14 protein-coding genes are annotated in these 16,877 nt (G+C 73.6%); 11 read left to right on the top strand and 3 right to left on the bottom strand.

Annotation, left to right across the window (positions count from 1 at the left end; all coding sequences use genetic code 11):
• Positions 1-88: 88 nt before the first annotated feature.
• The 7 genes from ACVJO7_RS15020 to ACVJO7_RS14990 all read left to right on the top strand — a co-directional run bounded on the left by ACVJO7_RS15020 (position 89) and on the right by ACVJO7_RS14990 (position 8,410).
• Positions 89-343: a hypothetical protein gene (locus tag ACVJO7_RS15020; protein ID WP_491673389.1), complete on the top strand. Its 255-nt coding sequence runs from the start codon at positions 89-91 to the stop codon at positions 341-343.
• 201 nt (positions 344-544) lie between these two features.
• Positions 545-2,626 carry a hydantoinase/oxoprolinase family protein gene (locus tag ACVJO7_RS15015; RefSeq protein WP_491673388.1) on the top strand — a complete coding sequence of 694 codons (2,082 nt, stop codon included), beginning with the start codon at positions 545-547 and terminating at the stop codon, positions 2,624-2,626.
• Positions 2,623-4,557 (top strand): hydantoinase B/oxoprolinase family protein, encoded by a 1,935-nt coding sequence (locus tag ACVJO7_RS15010; protein ID WP_491673387.1) that lies wholly within the window; start codon positions 2,623-2,625, stop codon positions 4,555-4,557. Before ACVJO7_RS15015 ends, ACVJO7_RS15010 begins: the two co-directional genes overlap by 4 nt.
• Positions 4,558-5,244, top strand: coding sequence for an SDR family oxidoreductase (locus ACVJO7_RS15005; RefSeq protein WP_344022980.1), 687 nt, complete (start codon positions 4,558-4,560; stop codon positions 5,242-5,244). It abuts the gene before it with no gap.
• Complete coding sequence (locus ACVJO7_RS15000) at positions 5,241-6,176, top strand: carbamate kinase (RefSeq protein ID WP_491673386.1); 936 nt, start codon at positions 5,241-5,243, stop codon at positions 6,174-6,176. The genes ACVJO7_RS15005 and ACVJO7_RS15000 overlap by 4 nt, the downstream gene beginning before the upstream one ends.
• 24 nt (positions 6,177-6,200) lie before the next feature.
• Positions 6,201-7,304: a barbiturase gene (bar, locus tag ACVJO7_RS14995; RefSeq protein WP_344022986.1), complete on the top strand. Its 1,104-nt coding sequence runs from the start codon at positions 6,201-6,203 to the stop codon at positions 7,302-7,304.
• Positions 7,305-7,441: 137 nt separating this feature from the next.
• Positions 7,442-8,410 (top strand): TIGR03557 family F420-dependent LLM class oxidoreductase, encoded by a 969-nt coding sequence (locus tag ACVJO7_RS14990; RefSeq protein WP_491673385.1) that lies wholly within the window; start codon positions 7,442-7,444, stop codon positions 8,408-8,410.
• Positions 8,411-8,451: 41 nt separating this feature from the next.
• Here ACVJO7_RS14990 and ACVJO7_RS14985 read toward each other — a convergent pair whose 3' ends face one another.
• The 3 genes from ACVJO7_RS14985 to ACVJO7_RS14975 form a co-directional block, all read right to left on the bottom strand.
• Positions 8,452-9,864, bottom strand: coding sequence for an APC family permease (locus ACVJO7_RS14985; RefSeq protein ID WP_491673384.1), 1,413 nt, complete (start codon positions 9,862-9,864; stop codon positions 8,452-8,454).
• Between the two features lie 183 nt (positions 9,865-10,047).
• Positions 10,048-10,602, bottom strand: a complete 555-nt coding sequence (mscL, locus tag ACVJO7_RS14980) for a large-conductance mechanosensitive channel protein MscL (protein WP_491673383.1) — start codon at positions 10,600-10,602, stop codon at positions 10,048-10,050.
• 167 nt (positions 10,603-10,769) lie between these two features.
• Positions 10,770-11,480 carry a FadR/GntR family transcriptional regulator gene (locus ACVJO7_RS14975; protein WP_344022995.1) on the bottom strand — a complete coding sequence of 237 codons (711 nt, stop codon included), beginning with the start codon at positions 11,478-11,480 and terminating at the stop codon, positions 10,770-10,772.
• 49 nt (positions 11,481-11,529) lie between these two features.
• Here ACVJO7_RS14975 and ACVJO7_RS14970 point away from each other — a divergent pair, with 49 nt between their 5' ends.
• The 4 genes from ACVJO7_RS14970 (at position 11,530) to ACVJO7_RS14955 (ending at position 16,851) form a co-directional block, all read left to right on the top strand.
• Complete coding sequence (locus tag ACVJO7_RS14970) at positions 11,530-12,756, top strand: CynX/NimT family MFS transporter (RefSeq protein WP_491673382.1); 1,227 nt, start codon at positions 11,530-11,532, stop codon at positions 12,754-12,756.
• Between the two features lie 154 nt (positions 12,757-12,910).
• Positions 12,911-14,191, top strand: a complete 1,281-nt coding sequence (gene trpB, locus ACVJO7_RS14965; RefSeq protein ID WP_491673381.1) for a tryptophan synthase subunit beta — start codon at positions 12,911-12,913, stop codon at positions 14,189-14,191.
• Positions 14,188-14,991: a tryptophan synthase subunit alpha gene (gene trpA, locus ACVJO7_RS14960; RefSeq protein ID WP_491673380.1), complete on the top strand. Its 804-nt coding sequence runs from the start codon at positions 14,188-14,190 to the stop codon at positions 14,989-14,991. Before trpB ends, trpA begins: the two co-directional genes overlap by 4 nt.
• 477 nt (positions 14,992-15,468) lie before the next feature.
• Positions 15,469-16,851: a ferredoxin reductase family protein gene (locus ACVJO7_RS14955; protein WP_491673379.1), complete on the top strand. Its 1,383-nt coding sequence runs from the start codon at positions 15,469-15,471 to the stop codon at positions 16,849-16,851.
• Positions 16,852-16,877: the final 26 nt, after the last annotated feature.

Here is a 16,877-nt window from a genome sequence, read left to right as displayed (position 1 = left end):
TCCAACCGGACCGGCTGCTCCTCCCCGTCGACGTACCACGCGACCCACTGCCGGGTACCGAGCTCTCCGATCCGGAACGCGGTGGTGCATGATCGTGCTCGGTGATCCGCGGTCGGCGGCGCCGCTGCTGGACGCCGCGATCGACGGCTATCCCCCGGAGCATGCACGCGAGGTCGCGCTCTACCTGACCTGGCTGGCCGAGTCCTGCCTGGGGATGGGCGCGCTCGACGCCGGACGGGAGGCGCTCGACCGTGCCCGGCGCGCCGCGCAGGGTGTGCACTCGGCGCGGCCGGACGCCAGGATCGCCGCGGTGGAGCAGCTCGCGGGTGCCCTGCCCGGGTAACCCGACGATCCACGTCTCGGGAGTGCACGGGCGCCGGGCGCGCACCTCCACTCCCAGGACGCGGATCGTGGTCGGCACCGCCCCGGAACCATCGGCAGAACCTGTCAGTTGATTGCCGGTTCTTCGGCATTCCTTGCCATGTCAGCTCGGCGTGGGGGCCGGTTGAATCGGAGCCAGCGACGCGTGAGCGGGAGGAGCCCCATGACCCGGCGGATCCGGATCGGCATCGACACCGGTGGCACGTTCACCGACGTCGTCGCCTTCGACGAGGGGACGGGCGAGCTCGTCACCACCAAGACCCCCTCCACCCCGGCCAACCCGGCCGACGGGTTCCTGGCCGGGATCGACAAGGTGCTCGACCTGCTGGGGGCGACCGGCGCCGACGTCGAGGCGGTCAGCCACGGCACCACCGTCGCCACCAACCAGCTGCTGGAGGGCAAGGTCGGCCGGCTCGGCTTCGTCACCACTGCCGGTTACGAGGCCATGCTGGAGATCGCCCGCCAGTCCGTCCCGGACGGCTACGGCAACTCCTACTTCTGGGTCAAGCCGAACCGGATCGTGCCGCGCGACCTGGTGAAGGGCGTGGAGGGCCGGCTCGACCACACCGGCGCGCAGGTCCGCCCGTTCGACGAGGCGGGCGCCCGGGAGGTCGCCCGCTGGTTCCGCGACCACGGCGTCGACACCCTCGGCGTCTGCTTCCTGCACGCCTACGCCGATCCGTCGCACGAGGAGCGGATGCGGGAGATCCTCGCCGAGGAGCACCCGCGCGCCGTGGTGTCGCTGTCCAGCGAGGTGCTGCGCGAATACCGCGAGTTCGAGCGGGCCACCACCGTGCTCGTCGACGCCGCCGTCAAACCCCGGCTGTCGGCCTACGTCTCGAACATCAAGGACCGGCTCACCCGCTACGACGACCGCGAGATCCCGTTCTACGTGATGAAGTCCAACGGCGGCGTGCTCTCCGCCGACGAGGTCGTGCACCAGCCGATCACCACCGTCCTCTCCGGACCGGCCGCGGGCGCGCTCGGTGCCGGGCTGATCGCCCGGGAGGCCGGCTTCGACAAGGTGCTGACCTCCGACGGCGGCGGCACCTCCACCGACGTGTCGGTGGTGATCGGCGGCGAACCGACGCTGACCACCGAGGGCACCGTCGGCCGGTTCCCGTCCAAGATCCCGATGATCGACGTCGTCACGGTCGGTGCGGGCGGCGGGTCGATCGCCTGGATCTCCCCGGAGGGCACCCTGAAGGTCGGCCCGCACTCGGCGGGCGCCGATCCGGGCCCGCTCTGCTACGGCCGCGGCGGCACCGACGTCACGATCACCGACGCGCACGTGTTCCTCGGCCGGATCCCGCCGCACCTGCTCGGCGGCGAGATCCCGCTGGACGTCGAGGCGGCCCGCGCCGGGATCGAGCGCCTCGCCAAGGAGCTGGAGCTCACCCCGGAGGCGTGCGCCACCGGCGTCCTGGAGATCTCCGCCTGGAACCAGGCGAACGCGCTGCGCCAGGTCACCGTCAAGCGCGGGCTGGACGTGCGCGACTTCGCGCTCACCACGTTCGGCGGCTCCGGCTCGCTGCTGCTGTGCCGGCTGGTCGACGTGCTCGGCGTGCCGACCGTGCTGGTGCCGCCGAACCCGGGCAACGTCTCCGCGTTCGGCCTGCTCACCGTCGACGTCAAGAACGACTACGTGCGGACCCACGTCGCGCTCGCCGACCGGCTGGACCCGGCCGCCGTCGCCCGGATCGTCGACGACCTGACCGGGCAGGCCGCCGCCGCGCTGACCCGGGAGGGCTTCGCCGCCGACCGGCACGGCTTCGTGCGCTCCGCCGACCTGCGCTACTTCGGGCAGGCGTTCGAGGTGCGGGTCCCGGTGCCGGACGGCCCGGTCACCGCCGCCACCCTGGACGAGGTCGCCGGGTCGTTCCACGCCGCGCACCGCGCGCTCTACGGCTACGACTTCGCCGGCGACGACGACCAGCAGGTCGAGTGGGTCAACCTGCGGGTGTCCGGGATCGGGCCGATCCGGCGCCCGGAGATCCCGCGGCACGACCCGGTCGCCGATCCGGTCGTGACACCGGTGGGCAGGCGCCCGGTCTGCTTCGCCGCGGCTGACGGCTTCATCGACACCCCGGTGTACCGGCGCACCGACCTTCCGCCCGGCGCGACCGTCGACGGCCCGGCGATAGTCGAGGAGTTCGGCTCCACCGTCCCGCTGCACCCGGGCTTCACCGCCCGCGTCGACGGGTTCCTGAACATCATCGTGACCCGGAAGGCCCAGTCGTCGTGACCGGTTCCCGCCGCGCCCCCACCCAGTTCCCGTTCGGCGCCCTCACCGACGACGCCGGCGCGAGCGCCGATCCGGTGCTGGTCGAGATCGTCCAGGGCTCGCTGGCGAGCGTCGAGATGGAGGTCGAGACCGCCATCGCCCGCACCAGCCGCAGCCCGATGATCCGCGACGCGCACGACTTCCGGGCCGGCATCCACGACCGGCGGCTGCGCAAGCTCACCGGCCGCTCCTACTCGGCGCTGGTGCACCCGATCGCCCGCGAGTTCCCGCTGGAGCAGATGCGCGAGGGCGACGTCTTCTTCCACAACGACGTCTACCGCTCCGAGGGCGGCATCGGGCACCTGCCCGACCTGTGCGTCACCGTGCCGGTGTTCGCCGGGGCGGCCGGAGACCGCCGGGTGGTCGCGTTCGTGCAGGCATTCGGGCACCACGACGACATCGGCGGCGCGGTGCCCGGCTCGATGCCGTCGAACGCGACCAGCGTGTTCGAGGAGGGACTGATGGTGCCGCCGATCCGGCTGTGGGACGAGGGCGTCCCCAACCGGGCCGCGCTGGCGATCATGACCCGGAACTCGCGGATGCCGGAGTCGCTCTCGGCCGACCTGGACGCCGAGTGCTCCGCCTGCCTGATGGGCGCGCGCCGGCTCGGCGAGCTGTTCGACCGCTACGGGGTGGAGACCGTCGAGTCCTGCTTCGACGCGATCATCGCGCGCACCACCGAGACCTACCGCCGGGAGATCCTCGGCCGGATCCCGGTCGGCAGCTGGACCTGGGAGGACTACGCCGAGCACGACGGCGTCGACGCGCCCCGGCTGCACACCCAGCGGATCACGCTGACCCGCACCGCCGCCGACGACCCGGACGGCGAGCGCCTGATCATCGACTTCGACGGCACCTCACCGCAGGCCAAGGGGCCGATCAACCACTGCGGCGACTACTCCGACGGCGTCTTCCTGAAGAAGTGGCTCGCCCCGATCCTGCGGAACCTGGCCGACTCGCCGGAGCGGATGGCCGAGCTCGACGTCAACGAGGGCATCGTCCCGCTGATCGAGATGCGGTTCCCGCCGCCCGGGACACTGCTCACCCCGGTGTTCCCGGCCCCGACGAACGCCCGCACCTTCGTCATCCTGCGGCTGCTCGGCGTGCTCGCCGGGGTCGTCGCGAAGGCGGTCGACGGCCGGATGCCCGCCGACCAGGAGACGATCCGCTACACCGGCGTGTACGGCGAGGACGTCGACGGCCGCCCCTACCTGATGCGCGAGGTGCTCGGCGGCGGCTCCGGCGGCCGCTACTACGCCGACGGCGAGGACACCATCCACGTCGTCCCGGACTCCCGGAACCTGCCGACCGAGTTCACCGAGGCCCGGTTCCCGTTCCTCGTCGAGTCGCTGTCGCTGGCCGTCGACTCCGGCGGGCCGGGCGAGTTCCGCGGCGGCCTCGGCTACGAGAAGCACATCCGGATGCTCCGCGACGGCCACTTCATGTCGATCGCCGACCGCTCGATCCTGTCCTGCTGGGGGGTGCGCGGCGGGAAGGCCGGGCGGCCGTTCGAGGTCGTGATCGACCCGGGCGGGCCGAACGAGCGGCAGGTCGACGCGCTCGCCGACGCCGAACCCGTCGCGGCCGGCGAGATCATCCGGGTGCGCACCACCGGCGGCGGCGGCTGGGGTGACCCGCTCGCCCGCGATCCCGCCGCCGTGGTGCGGGACGTGCTGTGGCACAAGGTGTCCGCCGCGTCCGCGCTGGCCGACTACGGCGTCGTGCTGACCGGCTCGATCGACGACGACACGCTCGGCGTCGACGAGGCGGCCACCCGCGCCGAGCGGGCCGGGCGGGCCGCCTGGTCGGCGACCGACGACGCGTTCTTCGATCGCGGACCCGGCTACGCGACCCTCGCGGGCGCCGCGCACGCCGGCGTGGACCGGTTGTAGATGGGCGCCGCACAGGTGCGCATCGCGATCCCCGGGGGGAACGGGGTGACCGGCCGGGCGGTGCGGGCGGCGCTGCGCGGGCGCGGTGCCGACGCCGTCCCGCTCGGCCGGGCCGATCGGGTCCGTGACGCGGCCGCCGGCTGCGCCGCGGCGTACCTGATCGCGCCCAACATGCACCCGGACGAGCCCGCGCTGGTCGGCGGATGGCTCGACGGGCTGCGCGCGGCGGGCGTCGGCCGGGTGGTCTACCACTCGGTGGCCTCGCCGTACGTCCCGGCGATGCCGCACCACCTGGGCAAGGCCCGGTCCGAGGACCTGGTGCGCCGCTCCGGATTGCGCTGGACGATCCTGCAGCCCGGCGCCTACCTGCAGAACCTGGACCTGTCCGGGCCGGTCCGGGTGCCCTACGACGTGCACGCCCCGTTCGGTTTCGCCGACCTGGCCGAGATCGCCGAGGTCGCCGCGACGGTGCTCACCGGGCCCGGTCACGAGGGTGCGACCTACGAGCTGGCCTCGCGCACCGGCACCGTCGCGCAGCTGGCCGCCGAGGCCGGGACGACCGCCGAGCGGGTGCCCGGCCCGTCCGGCCGCGGCGCCTGGTTCGACGCGATGTTCGGCTACTACGACGCGCACGGCCTGCCCGCCGGGACGCGCACCCTGGACGCGCTGCTGGGGCGCGCGTCGTGAGGGTGCTGCTGGCGCTGGGCGGCAACGCGATGACCGCCCCGGACGGCCGCGCCCGGCCGGAGGACCAGGTGGCCGCCGCGCAGGTCGCCGCGGGTGCGGTCGCCGGGCTGCTGGCCGCGGGCACTGAGGTGGTGCTGACCCACGGCAACGGCCCGCAGGTCGGGAACCTGCTGGTGAAGAACGAGCTGGCGGCCGCCGTCGTCCCGCCGGTCCCGCTGGACTGGTGCGGTGCGCAGACCCAGGGGACGCTCGGCTTCGTGCTGACCACCGCGCTGGACGCGGCGCTGGCCCGGGCCGGGATCGACCGGCGCAGCGCGGCCGTCGTCACCCGCACGATCGTCGCAGGCGACGATCCGGGTCTGGTGCGGCCGAGCAAGCCGATCGGGCGCTACCTCCCGGCCGCCGAGGCGGCGGTGCTGGTTGAGCACGGCCAGCACTGGGAGGACCGCGGCGAGCGCGGCTGGCGCCGGGTGGTCGGCTCGCCGGAGCCGCTGGAGATCGTCGACGGCCCGGCGGTCCGGGCGCTGGTCGACGCCGGCTTCGTCGTCGTCGCGAATGGCGGCGGGGGGATCCCGGTCGTCCGGCAGCTCACCGGCGATCTGACCGGCGTCGAGGCCGTGATCGACAAGGATCTCGGTGCCGCCCTGCTGGCCCGCACCGTGCGGGCCGACGTGCTGGTCATCGGCACCGACGTGCCGCAGGCGGTGCTGCGCTTCGGCACCCCGGACGCGGAGCCGCTCGGCGTCGTCGGGGTGGGTGCGCTGCGCGCGCACGCCGCCGAGGGCCACTTCGCGGGCGGCTCGATGGGCCCCAAGGTCGACGCGGCCTGCCGGTTCGTCGAGGCCGGCGGGACCAGGGCCGTCATCACCGATCTCGATCATCTCCCGGACGCCGCCGCGGGCGCCGCCGGGACCGTCGTCGTCCCCGACTGAAGTCCGTCAACGGAAGGAGCCGTCATGCCCGACGCCATCGAGGTGCGCAAGGTCCCGATCCACTCCGTCGCCGACGCGAGCGAGCTCGCCGCGCTGATCGACGAGGGGGTGCTGCGGGCCGAACGGGTCGTCGCGATCATCGGCAAGACCGAGGGCAACGGCGGGGTGAACGACTACACCCGGATCATCGCCGACCGCGCGTTCCGCGAGGTGCTCGTCGAGAAGGGCGCCCCCGCCGAGCAGGTCCGCGAGGTGCCGATCGTCTGGTCCGGCGGCACCGACGGGGTGCTCAGCCCGCACGCGACGATCTTCGCGACGGTGCCGCCGGAGGAGGCCACGCCGTCCGAGGAGCCGCGGCTCACCGTCGGGTTCGCGATGAGCGAGCAGCTCGCGCCGGAGGACATCGGCCGCACGCCGATGATCACCAAGGTGGCCGACGCGGTGCAGGCGGCGATGAAGCGGGCCGGCATCACCGACCCGGCCGACGTGCACTACGTCCAGACGAAGACCCCGCTGCTCACCATCTCCACCATCCGCGACGCCAAGTCCCGCGGGAAGACGGTGTGGACCGAGCACACCCACGAGTCGATGGACCTGTCCAACGGCTGCACCGCGCTCGGCGTCGCCGTCGCGCTCGGCGAGATCGAGATGCCGACCGACGACGACGTGATGCACGACCGGGACCTGTACTCGGCCGTCGCGTCCTGCTCGTCCGGGGTGGAGCTGGACCGGGCGCAGGTCGTCGTCGTCGGCAACGCCCGCGGCGTCGGCGGCCGCTACCGGATCGGGCACTCGGTGATGACCGACGCGCTGGACGCCGACGGCATCTGGAACGCGATCCGCGACGCCGGGCTGGACCTGCCCGAGCGCGCGCACACCTCCGACCTGGAGGGCCGGCTGGTGAACGTGTTCCTCAAGTGCGAGGCGTCCCAGGACGGCACCGTCCGGGGGCGGCGCAACGCCATGCTCGACGACTCCGACGTGCACTGGCACCGCCAGATCAAGGCGTGCGTCGGCGGCGTGACGGCGGCGGTCACCGGCGATCCGGCGGCGTTCGTCTCGGTGTCCGCGGCGCACCAGGGGCCGGAGGGTGGCGGCCCGGTCGCGGCGATCGTCGACCTCGGCTGAGCACCGGCCGGGCACCCGTCCGGCACCCGGCTGCGCGGTGTCTCGGTGGCGGTCTCCGTGGCAGGACCGCACGGGGACCACCACCGTGCACCGGCCCGCCGAGGCGTGACGGGGCGGATCCCGGGTAGCCCCCGGACATGCAGATCGGCTACAAGCTCTTCGCCGAGGCCTTCACACCGCAGGAGATGGTGCGCCAGGCCGTCCGCGCCGAGGAAGCGGGTTTCGACTTCGTCGAGATCTCCGACCACTACCACCCGTGGCTGGAGAGCCACGGCCACTCCGGTTTCGCCTGGTCCATCCTGGCCGCGATCGCGGCCCGGACCGAGCGGATCCACCTGGCCACCGGGGTGACCTGCCCGATGATCCGCTACCACCCGGCGATCATCGCCCAGGCCGCGGCGACCACCGCGCTGCTCGCCGACGGCCGGTTCACCCTGGGTGTCGGCTCGGGCGAGCGGCTCTCCGAGCACGTGACGGGCGCGGAGTGGCCGGTCACCGGGGTGCGGCACGAGATGTTCCGCGAGGCACTGGAGATCATCCGGCTGCTCTGGTCCGGCGGCTACCGCAGCTACCGGGGCAAGCACCTGAGCATCTCCGACGCCCAGGTGTTCGACCTGCCCGATCCGCTCCCGGAGATCGCGGTCGCCGCGGGCGGGCCGAACGCCGCGCGGATCGCCGCCGAGCTGGGCGACGCGCTGTTCGTCACCGAGCCGCGCACCGACCTGGTCTCGGCCTACACCGCCGCCGGCGGCACCGGTGCCCGCTACGCCGAGGTGCCGCTGGCCTGGGCCCGCACCGAGGACGAGGCGCTCGCCGCCGCGCACGAGAAGTTCCGGTTCGGCCCGACCGGCTGGAAGGTGCAGGCCGAGCTGCCGAACGTGCGGAACTTCGAGGCCGCGACCCGGTTCGTGCGGGTCGAGGACATGGCCGACGTGTTCGGCGCCGGTCCCGACGTGGAGCGGCATCTCGCCGTCGCCCAGCAGTTCGTCGACGCCGGCTACGACCGGCTCGCGCTGATCAACGCCGGGCCCGACCCGGACGGCTTCTTCGACTTCTTCGAGAAGGAGCTGGCCGGGCGGGTACGCGAGCTGACCCCGAGCAGCTGATCCCGGGCTGCCCGGCCGGGCAGCCCGGGCAGCCCGGTCCCTCAGCCGTCGAGCTTGGCCGGGTCCAGCGTCGTCTTCCGCACGCCCAGCCTGCGGTTGAGCAGGATCGTGATCCCGTACAGGATCAGCCCCAGCAGGAGCAGCAGGCCGGCCAGCTCGTACTGGATCGCGTCCCGACCGGAGAACGGCAGCACCAGGTAGGCGCTGGTGATCACCCCGACCACCGGCAGCCCGGGCGGCGCCCGGAAGTGGTCGGCGTCGACCCGGTCGCGGCGCAGCACCAGCACCGCGATGTTGACGATCGTGAACACCGCGAGCAGCAGCAGCGAGGTGGTGCCGCCGAGCGCGGACACCACGTCCGACTCGTCGTCCAGCGACACGTAGGTGATCAGCGCGAACGCGATCAGCGTGGTGAAGATGATCGACACCCACGGGGTGCGGCGGAACGGGTGCACCCGGGCCAGCTGCTTGGGCAGCACCGCCTGGTTCGCCATGCCGTAGAGCAGCCGGGACGCCATCAGCATGTTGATCAGCGCCGAGTTCGCGACGGCGAACATCGAGATGAACGGCAGCACCGCGTCCGCCGGGATGCCCGGCGCGCCGGCCCGGACCACCTCGACCAGCGGCGTCTCGCTCGCGGCGAGCGGGCCGACCGGCACCAGCGCGACGGCGCAGATCGCGACCAGCACGTAGATCACGCCGGTGATGGTCAGGCCGGTGAGCATGATCTTCGGGAAGATCCGCCGCGGTTCGTGGCACTCCTCGGCCATGTTCACCGAGTCCTCGAAGCCGACCATCGCGAAGAACGCCAGCGACGTCGCCGAGGTGACGGCCAGGAACACGCCCTTGTCCTCCGGGGTGTCGAACGCGACCACCCGGGCCCAGTCGGCGTTGCCGCCGGCGATCGCGAACACCCCGACCAGGATCACCAGCAGCAGGCCGGAGAGCTCGACCAGCGTGAGCACCACGTTGACCTTCACGCTCTCGCCGACGCCGCGGAAGTTGACCGCCGCGACCAGCACCATGAAGCCCAGCGCGATCAGCACGATCCCGCTGTTGCCCAGGTCGAGGCCGAAGCCCTCGTTGAGGTTCGAGGCGAACGCCCGGGACGCCGTCGACGCCGAGGTGATCCCCGAGCACATCACCACGAAGGTGACCATGAACGTCAGGAAGTGGATGCCGAACGCCTTGTGCGCGTACAGCGCGGCGCCGGCCGCGGCCGGGTACTTGGTGACCAGCTCCAGATAGGAGAACGCGGTGACCATCGCGACCGCGAAGGCCACGAGGAACGGCAGCCACGCCGCCCCGCCGACCTCCTCGGCGACCTGGCCGACCAGGGCGTAGATCCCGGTGCCGAGGATGTCGCCGACGATGAACAGCAGCAGCAGCTTCGGGCCCATCACCCGCCGCAGGGCGGGCGGGTCCTCCCCGGTCCTCGTGGTGACCTCGGCCATCGGTCCCGTCCCCCTCCCGCGGATGGACCCACGTCCACCGCGACCGGGTCAGCCTGGTCGCCCTCTGTCACCGTGTCGAATCGAAACCGTTTCGTCGCGATCTCGTTCGGTCCCGCGGAACGGGTCCCGCGGAACGGGTCCCGCGGAGCGGGCCCCGCGGTCGGACTCGCGGTGCGGCCGCGGTCAGCCGCGGTGCCGGGACCGGCGCGGCGCGTCCGGCGGGTACGGCGCCGCCGGCCGGCCCGGCGGGACCGGCTGGGCCTGGGGGACCGGCTGGCCGTGCGGCGGCCACGGCCCGGCCGGTGCCGGTGCCGGGGCCGCTGTCGCAGTCGCTGCCAGGGCGCGCTCGCGCTCCCGCTCGGCCTGCTCCTTGAGCAGGTCCCGGATCTCGGCGAGCAGCTCGCTGTCGGTCTTCGGGGTCTGCTCGTCGGCCTTCTTCCGGCGCTCCTGCAGCCACTTCATCGGGAAGACGACCAGGAAGTAGATCACTGCGGCGGTGATCATGAACTGGATCATCGCGTTGAGGAACGCGGCGTAGTCCAGCCGGACCTCGTCGGTGAGCGGGATGGTGCCGGGCGGGACGGCGTTCTCGCCGCCGGAGAACAGCCGCAGCAGCGGCTCGAGGAACGACGTCGTGAACGCCGTGACCACGGCGGTGAAGGCGGCGCCGATGACGACGGCGACCGCGAGATCGATGACGTTCCCGCGCAGCAGGAACTCCTTGAAACCCTTCAGCACGCCGGCGCACTCCTCGATCGTTCGGGGTGAAATCGCGTCCGGCGAGGCAGGCTAACCGCGGTGCGGCCCCGGGTGCCGGGCGCCCGCGCCGTCCGCCGTCGTCGCTCGGCGGGGTGGATCGCCGGCTCGGTGAGCGGTGGCCGGGCGGGCCGCGTCCGCCCGGTGGCTCAGCCCCGGCGGTCGATCAGCCGCTCCAGGAAGTCACCGGCCTCGCGGGCGGCGCGCTCCACGTCGCCCGCCTCGATGGCCTCGACGATCCCGGTGTGCGACACGTCGTCGTCGGTGCCGACGGTGCTGGGCATCGTCGTCACGACACTGCCCGCGACCGCCTCGACGACGCCGCGGTACAGCTCGACGAGCAGGCTGTTGCCCGAGCAGCGCACGACGGCGAGATGGAAGTCGGTGTCGGCCCGGGCGGCGCGTTCCAGCTCGGCCGTGCCCGGCTCGGTGCCGCTGCGGGTGGCCGCGGCGACCGCCTCGACGGCGACGTCCCGGTCGGCGAGCGAGCGGCGCAGCAGCGCCAGGTCCTCGTCGGTGCGCCGGGCGGCGGCCAGCCGGGCCGCCTCGACCTCCAGGGTCCGCCGGACCTCCAGCACCTCACGCAGCTCCGGCCCGCACAGCGTGCGCAGCGCGCCGGACAGCTCCGAGGTCGCCCGCACGTAGGTGCCGTCGCCCTGCCGCACCTCCAGCAGGCCGCCGTGGGCGAGCGCGCGGACCGCCTCGCGGACGGTGTTGCGGCCGACCTCCAGCCGCGCGGTCAGCTCGGCCTCGGCCGGGATGCGGTGACCGACCGGCCACTGCCCGGACGAGATGGCGTCCCGGATCTGGGCGATGACCTGGTCGACCAGGCTGCCGCGACGTGCTGTGACGAGAGGCACCGGGACATCCTTTCATCCGAACATCCTACGTCTGTAACAATATCGTTTCGTGAGCATTGCTGATCAGGGGACCCGGGCCGGGGAGACGAACACCACCGGCCGGGCCGCGTCGCACCGGACCGGGGCGCTGGTCGGCACCCCGCTGCTGGTCGTCGGCGTGGCGCTGGCCGCGACCAACCTGCGCCCCGCCGTCACCAGCATGGCATCGGTGCTCGGCGAGGTGCGGGACGGTCTCGGTGCCTCCGCACCGTGGACCGGGCTGCTCACCGCGGTGCCGACCATCTGCTTCGGCCTCGCCGCGATCGTCGCCCCGCTGCTCGGCCGGCGGCTCGGGGTGGCCAGGGCGATCGGCGTCGCGCTCGCCGTGCTCACCGCGGGGCTGGTGCTGCGGGTGGTCGACGGGCCCTGGGTGGTCCTCGGGGGGACGTTCATCGCCGCCTCCGGCATCGCGATCGGGAACGTGCTGATCCCGGTCGTGGTGAAGGAGTCCTTCCCGCACGCCGTCGGCCGGGTGACCGGCATCTACACCGCGGCGCTCGCGGCGGGCGGCGGGCTCGGCGCCGCCTTCACCCCGATCCTGGAACCGCTGCTCGGCTGGCGCGGCGCGGTCGGCGCCTGGGCGGCGCTGTCCGCGGGCGCGCTGGTCGTCTGGGCGACCGGTGCCCGGCACGGCGCCGCGGCCCCGGTCCGGACCGACGGGGTGCAGCGGCGGTCGATGCTGCGCCGCCCGCTGGCCTGGGCGCTCACCGCCTTCTTCGGGCTGCAGGCCTGCGTCGCCTACGTCGCGATGGGCTGGCTGTCCGAGCTGTTCGTCTCCGAGGGCATCCCGCGCACCACCGCCGGGCTGATGCTCGCGCTGATCAACGTCATCGGGATCCCGCTGAGCTTCCTCATCCCGCCGATCGCGCTGAACCGCAGCTCGCAGTCCGGCTGGATCGTCGGGCTGGCGTTCTGCTCGCTCGCCGCGATCGTCGGGCTCGCCGTCGCCCCCGCGGCGGCGCCCTGGTTGTGGACGGTGCTGCTCGGCGTCGGGATGGCGGTCTTCCCGCTCGGCCTCGGCCTGATCGCGCTGCGCACCCGGGAGACCGCGGAGACGACCGACCTGTCCGCGATGGCGCAGGGCTTCGGTTACCTGCTCGGCGCGGCCGGCCCGTTCCTGTTCGGCATGCTGCACGGGATCACCGGGACCTGGACGGCGTCGCTGGCGCTGCTCGCCGCGGTGATCGTCGCCGAGATGATCCTGGGCTGGGTGGTCGGCCGGCCCCGCTTCGTCTGACGCCCGCCGGGACGCCCGGTCCGGCGTCCGTGCGGCGCAAAGTCGGTGGTGGGCGCGGTGTACCGTCGGGTTGCACCCGATCGGACCGGGGTCCGTCACCGACGTGCGGCGCCCGGCGATCGCGGGTTTCCGCAGATCCGTCAGGGAGTGACTCGTGACCGACACCGCCCGCCCCCCGGCCGGGGGCCCGGCGCGGCTGGTCGACCAGACCGGCCCGTACTTCGGCCGCTTCGGCGGCCGCTACGTCCCGGAGGCGCTGGTCGCCGCCCTGGACGAGCTGGAGCAGGCCTACCACGCGGCGATGACCGACGAGGCCTTCCAGGCCGAGCTCGCCGAGCTGCACCGGACGTACTCCGGCCGGCCGAGCCTGCTCACCGAGGCGCCCCGGTTCGCCCGGCACGCCGGCGGCGCGCGGATCCTGCTCAAGCGCGAGGACCTGAACCACACCGGCTCGCACAAGATCAACAACGTGCTGGGCCAGGCGCTGCTCACCAAGCGGATGGGCAAGAGCCGGGTGATCGCCGAGACCGGCGCGGGCCAGCACGGCGTCGCCTCCGCGACCGCGGCCGCGCTGCTCGGCCTGGACTGCGTCGTCTACATGGGCGAGGTCGACACCGAGCGGCAGGCGCTGAACGTCGCCCGGATGCGGATGCTCGGCGCCGAGGTCCGGCCGGTCGCCTCCGGCACGCGCACCCTCAAGGACGCGATGAACGAGGCGATGCGCGACTGGGTCACCAACGTGGCCGACACGCACTACCTGATCGGCTCGGTCGCCGGGCCGCACCCGTTCCCGGCGATGGTCCGCGACTTCCAGCGGATCATCGGCGTCGAGGCGCGCGAGCAGGTCCAGGCCCTGACCGGGCGGCTGCCCGACGTGGTGTGCGCCTGCGTCGGCGGCGGCTCCAACGCGATGGGCATCTTCCACGCCTTCCTCGACGACGCCGGCGTCGAGCTGGTCGGCTTCGAGGCGGGCGGCGACGGCATCGACACCCCGCGGCACGCGTCGTCCATCGGCGGCGGCGACGTCGGGGTGCTGCACGGCTCCCGCAGCTTCATCCTGCAGGACGAGGACGGCCAGACCCGCGACTCGCACTCCATCTCGGCCGGCCTGGACTACCCGGGCGTCGGGCCCGAGCACTCCTGGCTGCACGACATGAAGCGTGCCCGCTACGAGTCGGTGACCGACGCCGAGGCGATGGAGGCCTTCCGGCTGCTCTGCCGCACCGAGGGCATCATCCCGGCGATCGAGAGCGCGCACGCGCTGGCCGGGGCGCTGCGCGAGGGCCGCAGGCTCGGCGAGGGCGCGATCGTCCTGGTCAACCTGTCCGGCCGCGGCGACAAGGACGTCGACACCGCCGCCACGTACTTCCAGCTGATCGACGACGAGGGCCGGGCCGTCACCGACGAGACGGTGGCCGACGGGGAGGTCCGATGACCGGCGTGCGGAGCGTTGCCGAGCGGATCGGCGAGATCCGCGGCCAGGGCCGGGCGGCTTTGATCGGCTACCTGCCGGTCGGCTACCCGGACGTCGCCGGATCCGTCGAGGCGATGCGGGCGATGGTCGAGGGCGGGGTGGACGTCGTCGAGGTCGGCCTGCCGTACTCCGATCCGCTGATGGACGGCCCGGTCATCCAGCGGGCCACCCAGCAGGCCCTGGACAACGGTGCCCGCAGCCGGGACGCGTTCACCGCCGTCCGCGGGGTGGTCGAGGCCGGCGCACCGGCCGTCGTCATGACGTACTGGAACCTGATCGACCGCTACGGCATCGAGCGGTTCTCCGCCGAGCTGGCCGCGGCGGGCGGCTCCGGGCTGATCACCCCGGACCTGCTGCCCGACGACGCCCAGGAGTGGCTGGACGCGTCCGACCGGCACGGTCTGGACCGGATCTTCCTGGTGGCCCAGACGACGACGCCGGAGCGGATGGCGCTCACCGCCCGGGCCAGCCGCGGGTTCCTCTACGCGGCGTCGCTGATGGGCGTGACCGGCGTCCGGTCGGTCGGCGCCGAGGCCCGCGACCTGGTGACCCGGGTCCGCGAGGTCGCGACCCTGCCGGTCTGCGTCGGGCTGGGCGTGCGCACCGCCGAGCAGGCGGCCGACATCGCCGGGTACGCCGACGGCGTCATCGTCGGGACGGCGTTCGTCGAGGCACTCGGGACAGGCGGGCCGTCCGCGGTGCGTGAGCTCGCCGCCGAGCTCGCCGAGGGCGTCCGTTCGGCTACCCCGGCGCCCGCCTGACGCACGGTCCGGCGGGCCGGCCGTCGCCGCGGGGGCGGCCCGCCGGGTGTCCGGTGCGGCTCGGCGGGGGACAGGACGCCCACCGTCGGTGAACGGCCACGCCTGAGAGTGACGGCTCCATCCGGACGGACAGCACTACTCCGGGCGGCCTGATCGGTTGCCGTTCGCCGGACGGCGCCGCCCGGACGGCGGTGACGCCTCTCAGGAACGCAACCTCGGCGCCGCACACTTCCTATGTTCGACGCTGCCGGTCGGCGGCCCGCTCCCCCCAGAGCCGCCCCGGTGGCCGGGAACCCCCGCCCGGCCCGCTCCCCGAACCGGAAGTGACCCGATGAACCACCCAGGTCCTCTGCTGCCCGGACGTGTTCCCGACGTCCGCGCGACCGTAGCGGGTCGATCCCCGCGTGTCGCGCAGCCCCGCCCACGCACCGCCCGCCGGGCTCCCGCCACGACCGCCGGGCCCGCGCCCGGCACGCCGTGAGCCGGCCCGGCTCGCACCAGGTCACCGCACCCGTCCGGCGCGACGATCCCGCCGACGCCTGGCTGGCGCACCGCCGCGCCCGCCTGATCTGGGGATCGGTGCTGGTCACGGCCCTCGTCGGGCCGTCGGTGATCTGGATGCTCCGCTCCGGTCCGCAGCCGCTGCTGCACCAGATGTCGGTGCTCACCGGGCTGCTCGCGCTGTCCGCGCTGGTCGTCGTCGCGGTGCTGCCCTCCCGGGTGCGCGGCCTGTCCGGCGCGCTCGGGCTGGAGACGCTGCTCGGCCTGCACCGCAGGCTCGGCATCCTGGCCGGTGCGCTCGTCGCGCTGCACCTGGCGTGCGTGGTCGCCGACCACCCGGAACGGGTCTGGCTGCTCGTCCCGATGTCGGCGCCGGCCCGCGGGCAGGCCGCCACGATCGGGACCGTCGCGATCGCGGTGCTGCTGCTCTTCGCCGTGCGCGGGGTCCGCTCCGGCACCCACGAGGTGTGGCGGTGGGTGCACCTGAGCCTGGCCGCGCTGGTCGTCGGGGCGTCGTCGCTGCACGTGCTGTGGCTGAACAACCTGGTGACCGACGCCGTGATGGGCCCGGTGCTCGGCATCCTCGGCCTGCTCCTGGTCGGGGTGCTCCTGGTGCGCTGGGGGATGCGGGCGGTCGGCGACGCCGGCGAGTTCCGGGTGCACGTCGTGCGGCCGGAGAGCGCGACCGTGTCGACGCTGGTCCTGCAGAGCCGCGGACGGCACTCCGGTCCCTGGTTCCGGCCCGGGCAGTTCGCCTGGCTCCGGCTGGAGCGGATGTCGGTCGAGGAGCACCCGTTCACGATCGCCTCGTCCGCGGTGGACGGCGGCCGGATCGAGTTCACCGTCCGGCACACCGGTGACTTCGCCTCCCGGCTGCGCGAGCTGCACCGCGGCGATCCGGTGTGGGTGGACGGTCCGTACGGTTCGTTCACCCCGGACGCCGTGCCCTCGACCGGGTTCGTCCTGATCGCCGGCGGGGTCGGGATCACCCCGATGATGAGCATGCTGCGCACCGCGGCGGATCGCGGTGACCGGCGCCCGTACCGGCTCGTGGTGCACGCCCGCGACCGTGCCGACCTGCTGTTCCGGGCCGAGCTCGCGCACCTGCGGACCCTGCTCGACCTGCAGGTCACCGAGGTGCTGCGGCGCCCGTCGCGGGACTGGGCCGGCGCCACCGGACCGATCGACACCGCACTGCTGTCCGCGGTGCTGACCGATCTGGACGGGGCCGGCGGATCGCGCAGGCACGACTACTTCATCTGCGGCCGTCCGCAGCTGGTGTCCGACGTGCTGGACACCCTGTACTCGCTCGGCGTCCCGGAGGACCGGGTGCACACCGAGCAGTTCGCCCAGGTCTGAGAAACACCCAGGTCTGAGAAACACGA

It is taken from the genome of Pseudonocardia sp. DxW, assembly GCF_058448985.1.
The sequence above is the reverse complement of the archived record's forward strand: the minus strand, read 5'-3'. Positions and strand labels throughout refer to the sequence as shown.

Bases quoted from the DNA above. Each gene is read 5' to 3' on its own strand.
- ACVJO7_RS15020 (WP_491673389.1), top strand. From the start codon at position 89: ATGATCGTGCTCGGTGATCCGCGGTCGGCGGCGCCGCTGCTGGACGCC.
- ACVJO7_RS15015 (WP_491673388.1), top strand. From the start codon at position 545: ATGACCCGGCGGATCCGGATCGGCATCGACACCGGTGGCACGTTCACC.
- ACVJO7_RS15005 (WP_344022980.1), top strand. From the start codon at position 4,558: ATGGGCGCCGCACAGGTGCGCATCGCGATCCCCGGGGGGAACGGGGTG.
- bar (WP_344022986.1), top strand. From the start codon at position 6,201: ATGCCCGACGCCATCGAGGTGCGCAAGGTCCCGATCCACTCCGTCGCC.
- ACVJO7_RS14990 (WP_491673385.1), top strand. From the start codon at position 7,442: ATGCAGATCGGCTACAAGCTCTTCGCCGAGGCCTTCACACCGCAGGAG.
- ACVJO7_RS14985 (WP_491673384.1), bottom strand. From the start codon at position 9,864: ATGGCCGAGGTCACCACGAGGACCGGGGAGGACCCGCCCGCCCTGCGG.
- trpA (WP_491673380.1), top strand. From the start codon at position 14,188: ATGACCGGCGTGCGGAGCGTTGCCGAGCGGATCGGCGAGATCCGCGGC.